Source organism: Enterococcus sp. MMGLQ5-1 (genome assembly GCF_013155265.1).
In the GTDB taxonomy this organism is placed as follows: domain Bacteria; phylum Bacillota; class Bacilli; order Lactobacillales; family Streptococcaceae; genus MMGLQ5-1.
This window is the reverse complement of the sequence record NZ_JABJXU010000008.1, coordinates 88,233-106,077: the sequence shown is the minus strand read 5'-3', so window position 1 is coordinate 106,077 and position 17,845 is coordinate 88,233. Positions and strand designations below refer to the sequence as shown.

The window sequence follows — 17,845 nt, the reverse complement described above, 5'->3', positions numbered from 1 at the left end:
ATTCTCTCATTATTAAGCCCAAATTATTTCTAGTCTTATCATATCAATTTATCCTGAAAGCGCATATCATAACTACTTGCTAATTTTCGCCAAACTCGCTTTTCACGAGCTCGATTAATCTTAGTGCTCCAAGCATCACTTTCAACTAAGGGGCGCACTAAAATACTCTTAATGCCAACACGGTTAGCAGCTCGAATATCAGTCATTAATTGATCCCCAATAAAAACGACTTCATTTTTATTAAGGCATAATTGCTTTAATGCACGCTTTATTCCTAAGCTAAAGGGCTTCATCGCACGACTAATAAATAAAATACCAAAAGGCTCGACTGCCTTTTTTACCCTTTTAGCATTATTATTTGAAACGACAAGAACAGGCATTTCAGCCTCTGCCATCTCCTTTAACCAATCACGTAATTCCTTAGTGCCATTTGGATTATCCCAAGCGATTAATGTATTATCCAAATCCACTAAAACAGCCTTAAAGCCTCTGCTCTGAAAATCAGCAGGTTTAATATGGTAGATTCGCTCAATCAACCACGTCGGTTTATAATCTTCAATCATTATATTTTCCTTTAAATGTATTCAATAATTGTTTCGTTTCGGCAATCGATAGCTGACCTGGCGCAGAACTTGCTGCCACACTTGCAAAGGTCCATGCAGAACCAGTTAAATGACCAGAAACGCGAGTAAACTTACCTAGCTCCCCCATCGACATGGTTACTAGCTTAGTCTTGTTAATTGCAGCGTAGCGCGCTGTCAACGATAAAACTAAGGTCACATCTAAAAAATTAATGGGCATCACAGCAATTTTCACAATTGCTGGCTTTAAAACTAACATCTTTGATAATCTATATTCCAAATCTGTTGGCGTTTCATCAAAATTATGATAGCTAGCTACCACCTTAACACCATTTTCTTGGCAGCATTGATTAAATTCCGCATAGACCTCCGAATATGAAAAAAATTCAAAATCTAAATATGCAGGCTGAATGGCAATCAACTGCTTTTGCAATTCAAGATAGGCATCAATTGTTAAGTCTAAATTACCCCCCTCTGATTTGGTTCTAATAGTGAACAGTAAGGGTTGACGGAATTGAGCCTTTAAAGCCTTTGCAACCTCAACAATTGCCTCGAAATCCGTATAATCAACACGCCATTCGATAATATCAGCATCTTGATATTGCTCAGTATTGATTGATTGCTCAAGATTTTTTATTAGAATTGGTGCTACAATTTTAGTCATTTTTTCACCTCAATTACAAAAACTTTTAAATAATTTGAATCATTTTGCTTAGGATTACTCCGATAATCACTTGGTAATCTGAACACTTCTTTAAATTCATAGTGATACCTTTTCAAACTATTTTGCAGCATTTTTTTGAAATCAGCAATCGGATAATTCTGAGCATTAGTAGAAGCAACAATTAAACCATTCGGATTAAGCAGTGAAAGCGCCCCATCAATTAGCTCCTGATAATTCTTTTGAACCGAGAAAACCTTGCGCTTATTTCGGGCGAAGCTTGGCGGATCAATAATAATCAAATCATATTTTAATGCCTTACGCTTGGCATATTTAAAATATTCAAAGGTATCCATCACTACAAGACGATGTGCGCTTAAATCAATCTGATTTAATTCAAAATGAGCCTTGCTCAGCTCAATACTTCGTTTGGCTAAATCAACACTAGTCGTTTCAAGTGCACCACCCATTGCAGCAGCTACACTAAATGCCGCGGTGTAGCTAAAAAGATTGAGAACACTCCTACCCTGCGCATAATGATCTAATAATCGTCCTCTAACCTCACGCTGATCCAAAAAGATACCTGTCATTAAGCCATCATCGAGATGTGTCGCGTATTGAATGCCATTTTCAAAAATAATATTCACTTCTGAATGTGATTCACCAAAAAGATGGCTTGATTCCTGCTTTGCTCCCTTAAACCTATTTTTAGCATAACCACCCCTTACCTCTGGAAAAACAGTCTGAAATGCTGAAATAATTAGAGCCTGATTTTGGGCAATGAAAGCGTTATACCAAGAAAAAACAGCAAAATCATGATATAATTCTACTCTAAGACCACCCAAATAATCGCCTTCATCATTAAAAAGACAAAATGCATTTGTTAATGAATTCCCAAAATACTGAGAACGAAGCCTTTTGGCATTTTGAAAACGTTCAACTAATAATTGGTGAGTAAACGCTTCATTTTTAAGACTATAAACCCAGCCGATACCTTTGTTTTGAGTTGATAAATAAGCACTCGCGACGCATTCATTATGAGCATCAACCAGCTCTACCACTTGATTATTTGGTAAAGGCTTTAATTGCTGCGGTGCATTTGAAAAATCTTGCATTAAAAGCAATTGCTTGCCTGCTATAATTTGTTTTTTTAGTTTTTCTGTAATTCTAATTTTAGTCATAATCACAGTATATCAAAATTATTTAGAGATGTTTAAATTTTCCCTAAGATTTTTAATTCTAATTGACTTGTATTTTATTTGAGAGTAAAATTTTGAGAGATTGATTTTCATATCTGTATATTGACAATTACTTACTAATTATAATTTAGACATTTTTATTATCTAATCTAACTAATAATTAATTGTCTTTCGGAAAGGACATAACTCGTGCTGATTACTAAACTTAAAAATTTTTTCAAGACACGTCTCGGTCTAATTATTATTTTACTAATAATCTATTGGTTTAAGACGATATTTGCCTATTTCGTTGATTTCCATCTTGAAATTGACAGTATCTTCCAATATATTATTTTATTTCTTAATCCGTTGGCTACTGGGCTATTTTTCTTAAGTATAGCGCTTTATTTCAAGAATACTAAGGTCTTTTATAGTGTACTATTTATACTATATTTCCTATTAAATATCGTTTTATTTGCCAATTCGGTTTATTATCGTGAATTCTCAGACTTTATTACAATCAACACAGTATTAGGCTCTAGTAAGGTGGCCTCTGGTTTAGGTGAAAGCGCCATCCAGCTATTTAGATTCTGGGATTTAATCTATATTATAGATTTCTTTGTTTTAATCGGGCTAAAAATAACTAAACGTTTTAAAGTAGACCACAAGCCATTCAATAAAAGAGCTGCCTTTGCTGTATCATGGATTGCAATTCTGACCTTCTCAGCCAATTTATTTTTAGCTGAAACTGATCGTTCAGAATTACTAACCAGAACCTTTTCAAGAGACTATCTCGTTAAATATCTGGGCTTAAATGCCTTCACAATTTATGATGGCATTCAGACCTATAATACGAATCAAATCCGTGCCAAGGCAACACCTCAGGATTTATCAAGTGTTACTGAGTATGTGAGCGAGCATTATGCCGCACCTAATCCACAGTATTATGGCAAAGCAAAGGGTAAAAATGTTATCTATATCCATTTGGAAAGCTTTCAGCAGTTTTTGATTGACTATAAGCTAACTGATGAGAACGGTGTTCAACATGAAGTTACACCATTTTTAAATTCACTATTTCATAGCCAAGAAACCTATGCCTTTGATAACTTTTTCAACCAAGTTAAGGCGGGTAAAACAAGTGATGCTGAAACAATGTTTGAAAACAGCTTATTTGGTCTTAATCAAGGCTCCCTCTTTACTCAGCTTGGTGGTAAAAATACGTTTGAAGCAGCGCCAAATATTCTAGCTCAAAATGGCGGCTACACTTCTGCGGTTTTTCACGGTAACGCCGGGACCTTTTGGAATCGCAATGAAACCTATAAGCAATTTGGCTACAATTATTTCTTTGACTCAAGCTATTACGATGTTACAGCAGACAATTCATTCCAATATGGTTTGCATGATAAGCCATTTTTTGAACAGTCAATTCGTTATCTGGAGCATTTGCAGCAACCATTTTATACCAAATTTATCACTGTAAGTAATCACTATCCATATGAGCAGTTTACCAATGCTGAGTCTGGCTTCCCATTAGCCACTACTGATGACGATACAATCAATGGCTACTTTGCTACTGCAAATTATCTTGATACAGCAGTTAAGGAATTTTTTGATTATTTGAAAGCTTCTGGCTTATACGATAATTCAATTATTGTTCTATATGGTGACCATTACGGTATTTCCAATTCGAGAAATACATCATTAGCACCACTACTTGGTATGGATGCTGAAACTTGGAATGACTATAATAATGCTATGATGCAGCGTGTGCCATATATGATTGTAAACCCTGGCGATACAGAGGGACATATTAATCACACCTACGGTGGCGAGATTGATGCTCTGCCAACACTCCTTCATTTCTTAGGCGTGGATACATCAAAATATTTACAATTAGGTCAGGATTTATTATCAGCAGACCACGATCAAATTGTCGCATTTAGAAATAACAACTTCGTCTCAAAAGAAATTACAGTGGTCGGTGATCGTGTTTACAATACCGAAACTGGAGTTGAAATTACAAATCCAGATGAAAATACAACCACATTAATTAAAAATGATAAAGAAGCAGTCCAAAAGCAATTGGCAATTTCTGATCAAATCAATAATGGTGATTTACTGCGCTTTTATAAGGACAGTGGGTTAGAAAATGTTGATCCGAGTAAAATCAACTATAAAGATCAGCTTGGACAGCTTAAGACAATTGAAAAGGAAAAGGGTGATGACTCAACTAGCATCTATTCAGAAAACGGTGATAAGACGACTCAATCCCTATTCAAGACTGAATCCTATCAAGAGCTAAATCCAACTCAAGCATCAAGTGCGGAAAATAGCTCAAGTACAAGTGAAGCAAAATAATTTTAAGAGGTTGGGACAAAATGTCCTAACCTCTTTATTTAATATTCGAAACTTACTGGCTTCACATACTAGCAGATGAAGCCTGAGCGAAAAGCAGTTAAGACAGCTTGTCACCATGCTATACGTTGCTATAGCGTTCTTTGTGCGACCTTCTTTTAAATTTTAAACCCAAATCGTTTTTTATTTTTTGTTTTATGCCTAAAACAGCTTATGCTATAATTAATTTAATCTGATATCTAAAGGAGTTCAAATGAATAACTACCAAGGCGTTGTCTTCTTTGATTTAGACGGTACATTACTCAATCAAAATGCTGAGATAACACCCGACATTCAAAAAACAATTGGGCAATTAAAAAAGAATCATATCCTACCTGTTATCGCAACCGGAAGAACGAAGCGTGAAGTCAAAGGGATTATGGCGGATTCTAACATAACTACCCTAATTGCAATGAACGGTATGTATATTGAAATTGACGATAAGGAAGTCTATAGAGAAGCAATACCAGCTAAAACCATCTACTCATTAATTCATTTTTCAAGAAAAATGAACGATGAAATTGCTTACTATACACCTGAACAAATTTTTTGCTCAGGCAAAAATCAAAATCTCATCAAACACTATCAGCATTTTAAGGTGCCATCACCTGAGATTAATACTGAAATAATTAGTCAAAAAAAATTTTCAATGCTCTTAGTCGGCAACCAGCAACCACAGGCAAGTACAATTTACCAAAAGGCCTATCCAAGCCTAGCATTCTTTCGTAACTCACCTTATTCAATTGATGTTACTAATCAAGGCACCAATAAGGGAACCGGCGTTAAAAAATTACAAGAGCTACTAAAAATTCAGGATAAACCGAGTTTTGCCTTTGGAGATGGCAATAATGATTTTGCCTTATTAGAAGCCTGCAATCATAAAATTGCAATGGGTAATGCAGTCAAGCCACTAAAAAATATTGCCAATTATATTACTGCTAGCAATAACGAACGGGGTATTGAAAAGGCATTACGTCATTTTAAACTGATTTAAATAAAGAGATAATAAAAAATAAGGAGATTATAATGAAACCCAAGGCAATTTGTTTTTTTGACTTAGATGGTACTTTACTTAACGAGCATTCTAAAGTTGACCAAAATGTTGCTCAAACTATTCTTCAGCTAAAAAAAAATAATGTTTTACCAGTGATTGCGTCTGGTCGTTCAACTTTTGAGGTACGTGATATCATGGCAGAATCAGGCATTAATTCTATGATTGCCATGAACGGTCAATTAATTGAAATTGAAGGCCAGGTTTTATTTGATGCGGTCATTCCAGCCTCGATTGCTAAAGGCTTCATTTCAATTGCTGAAAAAAAACAGCAGGAAATTGTATTTTACAATGAAGCTGAATTTTGGACCAAGCAGCACAGTGAAACAATGGCTAAGGCATATCAATCCATCAACCAGCATTTACCAGCCATTGAAGATCAGATTGATAAACTTAATCATATTAATTTATTATTAATCATTCTAAAAGATGATGATTCATACCTTGCTTATCAAGAAGCTTTCCCAGAATTAACTTTTTTCAGAAATAATCCAAATATTGTAGATGTTGTATTAGGCGAAAATAATAAAGGAACTGGTGTTAAACAAACCCTGAAACTAATGAAGCTACAGGTGCCAACCTTTGCTTTTGGAGATGGACCAAATGATTTTGACCTATTTGAAGCTTGCGACCATAAAATTGCTATGGGTAATGCTGTTGAGGGTCTAAAAAATATTGCAGATTTTGTTACCAAAACCAACCTCGATGGTGGTATTCAATATGCTTTAAAGCATTATCAGCTGTTATAAATAAAGTGTAACAACTCAATCAGAAAATTTTCTTTCGCTTAAACAATTCTTTCTATTACTCAAGACTTCAGCTTTTACTAATAAGGAGAAAAAATGCCAACATTAACAACTAAATTTCACAGCCATACCTTTGAAAATCCATTTATGAATGCTTCAGGTGTGCATTGTATGTCAATTCAAGATATTGATGGTCTTGCACACTCTGCTGCTGGCAGTTTTGTCACTAAGTCCGCAACAAAAGCAGCACGTGCAGGTAATCCTGAGCCTCGCTACCTCAATCTTGATTTTGGCTCTATTAATTCGATGGGGCTACCAAATAATGGACTTGATTATTATCTGGATGATGCCATTCGTCGTCAACAAGCAGCACCCGATAAAGCCTTTGTTTTATCTGTTGCGAGCTATGAAGGCTTTCATGAATATGTCGAAAATATGCGTACCATTCAAAATTCTGACTACAATGGACTTGTTGAGCTAAATCTTTCCTGTCCAAATGTACCCGGTAAACCACAAATGGCCTATGATTTCGAAGATACACACCGCTTATTAAGCGAAATTACAGCCTTTTATACCAAGCCGTTTGGCGTTAAACTGCCGCCCTATTTTGATTTACTACATTTTGATCAAATGGCAAAAATTCTAAATCAATTTCCGATTAAATTTATCAACTCAATTAATTCAATTGGTAATGGTCTCTATATTGATGCCAAAACGGATACAGTCGTCATTAAACCTAAGGCTGGCTTTGGCGGTATTGGTGGTGAATATGTCAAACCAACTGCGTTAGCCAATGTTCGCGCCTTTTATACACGCTTAAGAGATGATATTCAAATCATTGGTACTGGCGGTATTTTGAATGGTCAAGATGCTTATGAACACCTGCTCTGTGGTGCAACAATGCTTCAAATCGGCACTCAGCTTGAAAAAGAGGGGCTAGCTGTTTTTGACCGTATCCAAAAAGAATTACTTGAAATCATGACTGAAAAAGGCTACCAATCAATTGATGAATTTAGAGGTAAATTAAAAGCCATCGACTAAGCATTACTGCTCAGTTGAGCATAATCACTAAGCGACAGCTGCATGTTCAATGCAGCTGTCGCTTTTAAAATTCACGCTAAGCAAAAATTACCATAAATCCAGCTCTAATTGTTCAATTTCCAGAGAAAACAAACCGGTCACCGTTACTCCAAGTAAACGAATCCCTTCATCTAAACCGCCAACCTCTTGGAAAAGACTTTCAGCAAAATATAAAATATCTCTTGCCTGAAAAATTTTTAAATCCGTACTTATTCGCTTCGTTTTTGTTGCAAAACTCTTTGTTCTAACTTTGATGACAACCGTTTGACCATATTGTCTTTTCTCTGATAAAATATTTGAAATTTTATCAGAAAACTTCTGTAATTCTGAATTCACCTGTTCTTCAGTGACTAGGGGCGTACCATAGGTATTTTCCTTACCAATTGACTTACGCACCCTAACAACCTCAACCGGCGCATTATGTACACCTCTAACCTTACGGTATAGAGAATAGCCCATCTTGCCAAAATCATTAATTAAGTCCATTTCAGAGACTTTAAGCAGTTCCTCTCCCCTATAGATACCCAAACGATGAAAATGCTCAACACTCTTTTTACCAATCCCATAAAACTTCTCAATAGGCAGTTGGCACAAAAAGGCTTGGGCTGTTTCTGGTGTAATAACTGTCAAGCCACGCGGCTTTTCGTAATCTGAGCCAAGCTTCGCCAAAAACTTATTATAAGAAACACCTGCTGAGCAGGTCAGATGTACCTCATTCCAAATATCATGCTGAATCATTTTAGCAATTTTAATCGCAGAATTAGAATCAATTTTATTTTTCGTTACATCTAAATACGCCTCATCAATTGATAAGGGCTCAATAATGTCAGTATATCGTTGGAAAATTTGACGAACCTGCTGAGAAACGTGCCTATATTTTTGGTAATCGCCAGCAATAAAAACGGCATTCGGACAGAGCTCATATGCCTCAGAAGCACTCATAGCCGAATGGATGCCATACTCTCTCGCTTTATAATTAGCTGTTGAAACAACCCCACGACCACCAGTTTCTTTAGGGTGACGTGCAATCACAACCGCTTTATGCTTTAAATCTGGATTATCTCTCATTTCAACTGAAGCAAAAAAGGCATCCATATCAATATGAAGTATTTTTCTTGAAACATCATTATTTAAAGGAAAAATTAGCATAAACTACTCCTTAATCACATATTAGCTATTTATATTATAATCCTATTTCAATTTTTTTGAAATAAGATTATCGCTAGTTTTATTAATTTAATGTTTAAGAAATAATAAGCTTTATTTTTCGAATGACTGTTTCAATATTCTATTAAATAATTCTTTGTGATTGCTCAATAATTTTCGCATAATGTAAACCTTTTCTAACATTTTTCACATCACAAAGATTGTTATCGTCCCATTAATGTAACAGTTTTTGATTTTAAACGTTCTGTTATATAAGAGAAAAGCTGATGAAACGCTGTTATAGCTTGTGGAAGCGATTTCTATATGGTATAGTTATCTTGTAAATGAAACAGTAAACCTTTTTTTAAAACGTGAAGGAGACTAATCAATGAAAACTGAAGTATTAAAAGATGTTTATGAAAAAGCTTGGCATGGTTTTAAAGGTGAAGATTGGAAAGCATCTGCATCAATTAGTAATTTTGTGCAAGATAATTACAATCCATATGATGGTGATGAAAGCTTCCTTGCTGGACCAACAGAACGTTCATTAAAAATTAAAAAAATTATCGAAGAAACGAAAGCACATTATGAAGACACTCGTTTTCCAATGGATAACGATCGTGCAGCTTCTATTGATAAAATTCCAGCGGGCTACATCGATCAAGACAACGAATTAATCTTCGGAATTCAAAACTCTGAGCTATTCCGTTTAAGCTTCATGCCAAAGGGTGGCGTTCGTGTTGCCGAAACAATTCTTAAAGAAAATGGCTATGAAGTTGATCCTTTGATGCACGATATTTACACAAATCATGTAACAACAGTAAATGATGGTATTTTCCGTGCTTATACTAGTAATATTCGTCGCGCTCGTCATGCACATACAGTTACCGGCTTACCTGACGCCTATTCTCGTGGCCGTATCATTGGTGTTTATGCACGTTTAGCATTATATGGTGCAGATTACCTAATCAAAGAAAAAATTGCTGATGGCGAAAAATATCTTTCTTCATCAATTGACGAAGAAACAATTCGCTTGCGTGAAGAAGTTTCAATGCAAATCCAAGCCCTACAACAAGTTATTAATTTAGGAGACGCTTACGGTGTTGATGTACGTCGTCCAGCCTTCGATACTAAAGAAGCAGTTCAATGGACAAACATCGCTTTTATGGCAGTCTGCCGTGTTATCAACGGTGCTGCAACTTCTCTTGGTCGTGTACCTATCGTGTTGGACATCTTTGCTGAACGCGACTTAGCTGAAGGGGTTTATACTGAATCAGAAATTCAAGAATTTATTGATGATTTCGTTTTGAAATTACGTACCGTAAAATTTGCACGCGCTAAAGCTTATGATGCATTATACTCAGGTGATCCAACCTTTATCACAACCTCTATGGGTGGTTTAGGTAACGACGGTCGCCACCGTGTTACTAAGATGGACTACCGTTTCTTAAATACATTAGATAATATTGGTAATGCGCCAGAACCAAACCTAACTGTTTTATGGGATGAAAAATTACCATATTCATTCAAACGCTACTGTATGGATATGAGTCATAAGCATTCATCTATCCAATACGAAGGTGTAGAAACAATGGCAAAAGATGGTTATGGCGAAATGAGCTGTATCTCTTGTTGCGTATCACCACTTGATCCTGAAAACAAAAACCAACGTCATAACATTCAATACTTCGGCGCTCGTGTTAACGTATTGAAAGCATTATTAACAGGTCTTAACGGCGGATTTGATGATGTTCATCGTGATTATAAGGTTTTCGACATCGAAGCAGTTAAAGATGACGTTTTATCTTATGAAAATGTTTTAGCAAACTTCGATAAATCATTGACTTGGTTAACTGATACTTATGTAGATGCCTTGAATATCATTCACTACATGACTGATAAATATAACTACGAAGCAGTTCAAATGGCCTTCCTACCAACATTACAACGTGCTAATATGGGCTTTGGTATCTGTGGCTTTGCCAATACGGTTGATTCATTATCAGCTATCAAATATGCAAAAGTGACACCAATTCGTGATGAAAATGGCTATATCTACGATTATAAGACTGAAGGCGAATATCCTCGCTTTGGTGAAGATGATGACCGTGTAGATGCAATCGCTCAAATGGTTATGGAAATGTTCCACAATAAACTTTCTAGCCATAAGCTTTATAAGAATGCAGAAGCAACCGTTTCATTATTAACAATCACTTCAAACGTTGCTTACTCTAAACAAACTGGTAACTCACCAGTTCACCGTGGCGTATTCTTAAATGAAGATGGCTCAACGAACACTTCTGAATTAGAATACTTCGCACCGGGTGCAAATCCATCTAACAAGGCTAAGGGTGGCTGGTTACAAAACCTACGTTCATTATCTAAGCTAGAATTCAAGCACGCCAATGATGGTATTTCATTGACAACTCAAGTATCACCACGTGCACTAGGTAAAACGCGTGATGAACAGGTTGCTAACTTGGTTGATATTTTAGATGGCTACTTCAGAGACGGTGGACAACACGTTAACCTTAACGTAATGGACCTTAAAGATGTGTATGAAAAAATCATGGCCGGTGAAGACGTCATTGTTCGTATCTCTGGCTACTGTGTCAATACTAAATATCTTACTAAGGAACAAAAAACTGAATTAACACAACGTGTCTTCCACGAAGTGTTATCTCAAGACTAGTTTATTAATACTAAAAAAGCGTATCTCAATTGCTGAGATACGCTTTTTTAGACCGTAACAATTAAAGCTAATTACTATTTTTATCGAAAATCGTGCCTACAATGCCACATAAAATACCACCTATCGGAAAAACTACCCATGCCGTTCCCCATTTATTAAATAAAAAGCCAGCAATTAAAAATAATGCGGTTGCTGAAAGCATAATCACACCTGATATTTTTCCAATTAATTCATCATTCTTTGTACGAATTGCTTCTTTGTTATAAGCCTCAATATCATACTTAGCCTTTTGAATCCCTGCATAGACAATCATCGGAGTCCCAATCGTCACAAACACTAATAACAAGCCTACAGGGATTGTGCTATTTTCATCAACGAGTTCTAGTCCATAAAGTGCAACCAATATTGTCACACCAATTAAAATCAGAGCAATACCTGTGCATAGTAAAATCACAAAAACTTTGTTATAATTCCTAACCTCATCCTCTGAATATACATTTGCAATTTGCTTATTTGCTTTTTTAAAGCTTTCCATTTCTAAGCCAAAATAAATAAATAATGGCACCGCTAAAAGTACACTGACAAGTAGAACAATCACGCCAAAAATCGCAAAGCGCTCACCATAATTTGAAAGAAAAATTAAACCAGTTGTCCCTGCTAAGATCATAGCAATCGCACCAGAAATCGCTATACTAAAACGATTATATAATTGATTATAGTTCTGCTTTTCTTCTATTGTGTCCACTACAATCTTATCATTAATCAAACGATCAAGACTACAACCAAAAATTTCAGCCAGCAATACCAGCTTATTCATTTCCGGATAACCATTACCTGACTCCCATTTTGAAACCGCCTGACGAGAAACATCTAATTTTTCTGCCAGCTCTTCTTGGGTAATACTCTTCATCTTACGTAGATTTTGCAAATTTTCACTAAACATTTTAATCTACCTCCTTTATTTATATTATACAGAGCGATTAAAAAAATACTGCCAACTTTCGTTTGCAACTTAAATTTTCTTGTCAACTTTAAGTTGCAAGCTTGATATCACAAGCATTTAACCCTAAACTTCCGAACATCATCTTATATTAATAACTACCATTCTTTGTGCCTTTGACTCAAGTTTTTAAAGCACCCTTTAGTCGCTTTAATGAACCACTTCACAAAAATGAAAGATTTTGCGATTTTAACAAAATACCATTTTTGTGAGAAAAGTCGGAAGAACGTAGTGAACCAATTTTTTAATAATCTAGCTCAAGAACTACAAAGTTTCAACATAAGCAAATAAAATTCATGGCAAAAAACGCCATTCAGCAAAATAAATCGCTAAATGGCATCATTCTTAAATTTTAAAATTAAACTTCAAATAATAAATCGCCATAAGAAGGCATTGGCCAAGCTTCCTTATCAACAATCACTTCTAGGGCATCAACCGGTGCTCTAAGCTCATTCATTGCATTGAAAACAACTTCGTGGAAGTAAAGCGCTTGTTCTTTTCCTTCTTCCTTCTCTGCCGCCTTCGCTACAATTGTTTCAAGATTGGCTAAAGCATCCTTAGCAGTGCGCAAATGTGAAGTCACTTCTGCTAAAAGCTCTGTTTGAACACTAGCATCTGCTCCTGCAGCCTTAACTGCCACAATCGTATCAGCTAATGTTTTAGTATACTTAACAATCGCTGGTAGGATTTGTTTTGAGGCCATGTCAATCATCGTCAAGGCTTCGATATTAATTACCTTAGAATAGTTTTCGTAGCGAACTTCTTCACGTGCCTGTAGCTCTGTTGGTGACAAGACACCGTACTTGCTATATAGATTAACAACCTCTGGTGAAGACATTACCTCTGTCGCCTCAACCATATTTTTAAGATTTGGCAAGCCACGTTTTGCAGCCTCAGCAACCCATTCATCCGAATAACCGTCACCATTAAAGATGATTCTTTGATGCGCCTTAGCAAGCTCTGCTATCAAAGCATCAACTTCTTTATTAAAGTCCTTAGCATTTTCAAGACGTTCCGCTGCTTCATCAAAGGCCTCAGCAACAATTGTATTTAAAACGATATTTGGTCCAGCGATTGAATCACGCGAACCTACCATACGAAATTCAAATTTATTACCTGTAAAGGCAAATGGTGATGTACGGTTACGGTCTGTCGCATCCTTTGAAATATCACTTAAGGCTGTCGATCCTGTTGTCAAGACACCACCTTCAATAGAAGTTGAAGCAACACCCTTTTCAATATACTGATTGATAACATCATCTAACTGAGAGCCTAAGAAAACAGAAATAATTGCTGGTGGGGCTTCGTTAGCTCCTAAGCGATGGTCGTTACCTGGATCAGCTGCTGAGGCACGTAGCAAGCCTGCATATTTATCAACAGCTTTAAGAATTGATACCAAGACAACCAAAAATTGCTTGTTAGCGTGCGGTGTATCACCAGGTTCAAGTAAGTTTTCACCTGTATTAGTCACTAATGACCAGTTGTTATGCTTACCTGAGCCATTAACGCCTGCAAAGGGCTTTTCATGTAATAAGGCCTTCATACCATGCTGACAAGCAACACGCTTTAAAGTTTGCATTACAATTTGATTATGATCAACAGCAACATTAGCATCAGCATAGATAGGGGCAATTTCATGCTGGGCAGGGGCAACCTCATTATGTTGAGTTTTAGCGGTTACTCCAACCTTCCAAAGCTCTTCATTAACATTTTTCATATAACCAGCAACACGTTGGCGAATCGTCCCGAAGTAATGGTCATCTAACTCTTGACCCTTTGGTGCAGGGGCACCAAATAAGGTACGACCAGCATAGATTAAATCTTTACGCTGTGCAAACTTGTCAGTGTCAACTAAGAAATATTCCTGCTCTGGTCCAACAGATGGCGTTACCCGTTTTGCATCCTTACCAAACGCTTTTAGTAAACGAACTGAAGAATCACTAATAACTTGCATTGAACGTAGCAACGGTGCTTTTTGGTCTAATGCTTCGCCTGTATAAGAATAAAATGCAGTAGGAATCAATAAAGTTGTACCAGCTGCATCATGACGTACAAAGACTGGTGAGGTAATATCCCAAACTGTATAACCACGTGCTTCAAAAGTTGCACGCAAGCCTCCAGAAGGGAAGGAAGAACCGTCTGGTTCACCTTTAACCAGCTCTTTACCGGAAAATGCGGTTAAAACACGACCGTCAGGCGTTGGTGCAGTAATAAAGGCATCCTGCTTTTCAGCAGTTACCCCTGTTAAGGGTTGGAATAGATGCGCAAAGTGCGTTGCACCCTTTTCAACTGCCCATTCTTTAATCTCATTTGCAATGATATCAGCGGTTGCTAAATCTAAATCACTACCCTCTTGAATTGTTTTTTTGTACTGCTTATAAGCACTTTTTGGTAGTCGCTGTTGCATTACTGCATCTGTAAATACATCCTCCGCAAAGATTGACGGTACATCAATTTTTTCTGTCATAATACTCTCCCATTATCTAAAAATTAGGTTTTAACGCTACAAATAATACTATTCCCTTTCATCAAATACAATTCAAATATGACCGAATTTTCTGATTATTTGGGCAATGTTCGTGTTTTAAAAAACACAGGTTTTACTACAAAATTTTCAATTATTATTAATTGAAATATCAAATTATTGTCTTGCTAAAACTGTTTGAATGACAGCTTTAGCAATCCAATAACTTTAAACATAGTTAATATAAATTTAAATAATTCTCGATTTCCCAAACTGAAACAGATTGTGCATATGAAGCCCATTCTAATGTTTTAGCCTCTAGGAAACTTGGATAAATATGCGTACCTAGCGCATCTTTAATTACATCATCCCGACGTAATTCCTTGACAGCGTTATGTAAGGTTGACGGTAAATCATCAATCCCGACTGCATGGCGCTCCTCTTCTGACATTGCATAAATATTGCGCTCAACTGCTGCTGGTGCTTCTAAATTATTAAGCACACCATCTAAGCCAGCCGCTAATAATGCAGATAGGGCTAGATATGGATTCGCCGCAGGATCTACCGAACGCAGCTCTAAACGAGTAGACAGACCACGTGATTCTGGAACTCTAATCAACGGTGAACGATTCCGACCTGCCCAAGCAACATAGACCGGGGCTTCGTAACCAGGAACTAATCGTTTGTATGAATTAATCGTTGGATTGGTTATTGCAGTATAGCCACGAGCGTGCCTAATCAAGCCTGCCAAGAACTGATAAGCAGTCTCAGAAAGCTGCATTGGTCCTTCTTCATCAAAGAAAACATTCTTGCCATCTTTAAATAATGACATATTGCAATGCATACCGTTGCCGTTGATACCTTGTAACGGCTTCGGCATAAAGGTTGCATGCAAGCCGTACTTTCTAGCAATCGTCTTAACAACCAGCTTAAAGGTTTGAATATTATCACAGGCATGGATTACATCTGTATACTTAAAGTCAATCTCATGCTGGCCAATTGCTACTTCATGGTGAGAGGCCTCAATTTCAAAGCCAAGATTTTCTAATTCAAGTACAATTTCCCGTCGACAATTTTCACCTGAATCGGTAGGAGCTAAATCAAAATATCCACCATTATCATTAACCTCTAACGTTGGATTACCATCATCATCTAGCTTAAATAAGAAAAATTCTGGCTCTGGTCCTAGATTAAAGGCATCAAAACCAGCCTCTTTCATCTGCTCTAACTGACGCTTTAAATTACCACGTGGATCACCAGCAAATGGGGTACCATCAGGATTATAAATATCACAAATTAAACGGGCTACTTTTCCATGCTCCGCTTCCCATGGAAAAATCATCCAAGTCGATAAATCTGGGTAAAGATACATATCGGATTCTTCAATTCTGACAAATCCCTCAATTGATGAGCCGTCAAACATCATCTGATTATCCAATACCTTACCCAGTTGTGAAATTGGTACTTCAACATTTTTTACAATGCCTAAAATATCAGTGAACATTAACCGCAAATAACGAACATTTTCATCGTCAACAATCTGTTTAATGTCCTCTGATGTATAGCTATGTTTCGTCGCCATTGACTTATTACCACCTTTATCTCTATTTTTAAAATTAACGACGCCTCATTGAAGAGAATCTGTCTTTTGGTGCCAGACCACCCTGACTAAGTAATTCTTCCCGTAAAATACGGCGAACCTCCTCATCGGTCATTGGATGATTAGCATTTGAATTTTCCTTAGCTTCAATCTCACGCATTTCATACAATCGTTTAATGCCAGCCATATTTAAGCCATCTGCTACGTAATCCTTTATCTCAAGCAGGACATCAATATCTCTAAGTGAATAAAGACGGCGATTCCCTTCACTTCTCTCAGGATGAATTAAATCCTGTTCTTCATAATAGCGAATTTGTCTTGCAGATAAATCAGTCAGCTTCATTACTGTTCCAATTGGAAACACAGACATTGAGCGTCGAAGTTCTTTCTCTTTCATCCAACCTCCTCCTTGCTTGTTATATATTTTATCTGAAATTTTTGAGAGGGTCAAGGGCAAATGTTACTTTTTATGACATATTTCTGCACATGTGTCAGTTTTTCTCACACAAATACAAAAAAAAGCTGGAACACTATAAAAGCTGTTCCAGTCTATAAAAATTAGTCACGCGAGGTTATACGTAAAATTGAGATAAATAGGTTGATAAAATCTAAGTATAGGCTTAATGCCATTGCAATTGCCCAGCCCTCACGCACATCGCCGTTATTTTGTTGATAAACTTTGACAATTAATTGATTTTCATAAGCAATTAGACCAGAAAAAATCAGAACTGAGATAATGCTCAAGCCAAAATCAATCGTTGAGCTTCTAAAGAAAATATTAACAACGATTGCGACGATTAGACCAATCAACGCAGCTCTGAGTGCTTTACCCATTGCTGAAAGATCTCGTTTTGTTTTAACACCAAAGGCAGCCATTGCAAAGAACATTATTGCTGAAACAAGGAAGGCCTGCGCAATTGAACCAACGTTATAGTAAGCAAGCGTGAAGCTTAAGGTAAACCCGTTCAAGGCCGAGTAGGCAAAGAATCCCGGTAGCGCAAGGCCGCTTTCACGAATTGATGAACGAGATAGCCAAACGACTAGCGCAATTTGTACTATCCAAGCAATGAATAACGGTATGGTGGAGCCAGCAGCCATGCTACGTAAATTTTCTTGAAAAACAGTCAACATTAAAAAAGAAACAACGGCTGAAACACCAATCCCCATTCCAACTAATGCATATATTCGACCAAAAAATTCTGTTAATGTGAAATTTTTAACTGTTGTGCCATTCATTATAATACTTCCTCCT

Annotated in this window: 14 protein-coding genes; 5 read left to right on the top strand and 9 right to left on the bottom strand. The window is 36.7% G+C overall.

Going from position 1 to position 17,845, the window contains the following annotated elements:
• Nucleotides 1-38: 38 nt before the first annotated feature.
• The 3 genes from HOY35_RS09345 to HOY35_RS09335 are packed head-to-tail and all read right to left on the bottom strand — an operon-like array spanning nt 39 to nt 2,423.
• On the bottom strand, nt 39-566 hold the full coding sequence (locus tag HOY35_RS09345; protein WP_172212813.1) for a YqeG family HAD IIIA-type phosphatase: 528 nt from the start codon (nt 564-566) through the stop codon (nt 39-41).
• On the bottom strand, nt 556-1,245 hold the full coding sequence (gene aroD, locus HOY35_RS09340; RefSeq protein WP_172212650.1) for a type I 3-dehydroquinate dehydratase: 690 nt from the start codon (nt 1,243-1,245) through the stop codon (nt 556-558). Before aroD ends, HOY35_RS09345 begins: the two co-directional genes overlap by 11 nt.
• Complete coding sequence (locus HOY35_RS09335; RefSeq protein ID WP_172212652.1) at nt 1,242-2,423, bottom strand: class I SAM-dependent rRNA methyltransferase; 1,182 nt, start codon at nt 2,421-2,423, stop codon at nt 1,242-1,244. Before HOY35_RS09335 ends, aroD begins: the two co-directional genes overlap by 4 nt.
• Nucleotides 2,424-2,630: 207 nt before the next feature.
• On the opposite strand from HOY35_RS09335, the gene HOY35_RS09330 reads away from it, so the two are divergent.
• The 4 genes from HOY35_RS09330 to HOY35_RS09315 all read left to right on the top strand — a co-directional run bounded on the left by HOY35_RS09330 (nt 2,631) and on the right by HOY35_RS09315 (nt 7,652).
• Nucleotides 2,631-4,778, top strand: coding sequence for an LTA synthase family protein (locus HOY35_RS09330; protein ID WP_172212654.1), 2,148 nt, complete (start codon nt 2,631-2,633; stop codon nt 4,776-4,778).
• A 250-nt stretch (nt 4,779-5,028) separates the two neighbouring features.
• A complete protein-coding gene (locus tag HOY35_RS09325; protein WP_172212656.1) occupies nt 5,029-5,808 on the top strand; it encodes a Cof-type HAD-IIB family hydrolase in 780 nt (259 codons plus the stop codon).
• A 32-nt stretch (nt 5,809-5,840) separates the two neighbouring features.
• Entirely contained in the window at nt 5,841-6,614 is a 774-nt protein-coding gene (locus tag HOY35_RS09320; protein ID WP_172212658.1) for a Cof-type HAD-IIB family hydrolase, read from the top strand.
• A 93-nt stretch (nt 6,615-6,707) separates the two neighbouring features.
• Nucleotides 6,708-7,652 (top strand): dihydroorotate oxidase, encoded by a 945-nt coding sequence (locus HOY35_RS09315; protein WP_172212660.1) that lies wholly within the window; start codon nt 6,708-6,710, stop codon nt 7,650-7,652.
• Nucleotides 7,653-7,739: 87 nt separating this feature from the next.
• On the opposite strand, the gene dinB is transcribed toward HOY35_RS09315, so the two are convergent.
• Nucleotides 7,740-8,840 carry a DNA polymerase IV gene (gene dinB, locus HOY35_RS09310; RefSeq protein ID WP_172212670.1) on the bottom strand — a complete coding sequence of 367 codons (1,101 nt, stop codon included), beginning with the start codon at nt 8,838-8,840 and terminating at the stop codon, nt 7,740-7,742.
• 385 nt (nt 8,841-9,225) lie between these two features.
• Here dinB and pflB point away from each other — a divergent pair, with 385 nt between their 5' ends.
• Nucleotides 9,226-11,529, top strand: coding sequence for a formate C-acetyltransferase (gene pflB, locus HOY35_RS09305; RefSeq protein WP_172212672.1), 2,304 nt, complete (start codon nt 9,226-9,228; stop codon nt 11,527-11,529).
• Between the two features lie 67 nt (nt 11,530-11,596).
• Here pflB and HOY35_RS09300 read toward each other — a convergent pair whose 3' ends face one another.
• The 5 genes from HOY35_RS09300 to HOY35_RS09280 form a co-directional block, all read right to left on the bottom strand.
• Nucleotides 11,597-12,472, bottom strand: a complete 876-nt coding sequence (locus HOY35_RS09300) for a helix-turn-helix domain-containing protein (RefSeq protein WP_172212674.1) — start codon at nt 12,470-12,472, stop codon at nt 11,597-11,599.
• A gap of 415 nt (nt 12,473-12,887) precedes the next feature.
• Nucleotides 12,888-14,996, bottom strand: coding sequence for a glutamine synthetase III (locus HOY35_RS09295; protein WP_172212676.1), 2,109 nt, complete (start codon nt 14,994-14,996; stop codon nt 12,888-12,890).
• A 235-nt stretch (nt 14,997-15,231) separates the two neighbouring features.
• A complete protein-coding gene (glnA, locus tag HOY35_RS09290) occupies nt 15,232-16,575 on the bottom strand; it encodes a type I glutamate--ammonia ligase (RefSeq protein ID WP_172212678.1) in 1,344 nt (447 codons plus the stop codon).
• 34 nt (nt 16,576-16,609) lie between these two features.
• Nucleotides 16,610-16,990 (bottom strand): MerR family transcriptional regulator, encoded by a 381-nt coding sequence (locus tag HOY35_RS09285; protein WP_172212680.1) that lies wholly within the window; start codon nt 16,988-16,990, stop codon nt 16,610-16,612.
• A gap of 161 nt (nt 16,991-17,151) precedes the next feature.
• Nucleotides 17,152-17,829 carry a Bax inhibitor-1/YccA family protein gene (locus HOY35_RS09280; protein ID WP_172212682.1) on the bottom strand — a complete coding sequence of 226 codons (678 nt, stop codon included), beginning with the start codon at nt 17,827-17,829 and terminating at the stop codon, nt 17,152-17,154.
• Nucleotides 17,830-17,845 lie beyond the last annotated feature (16 nt).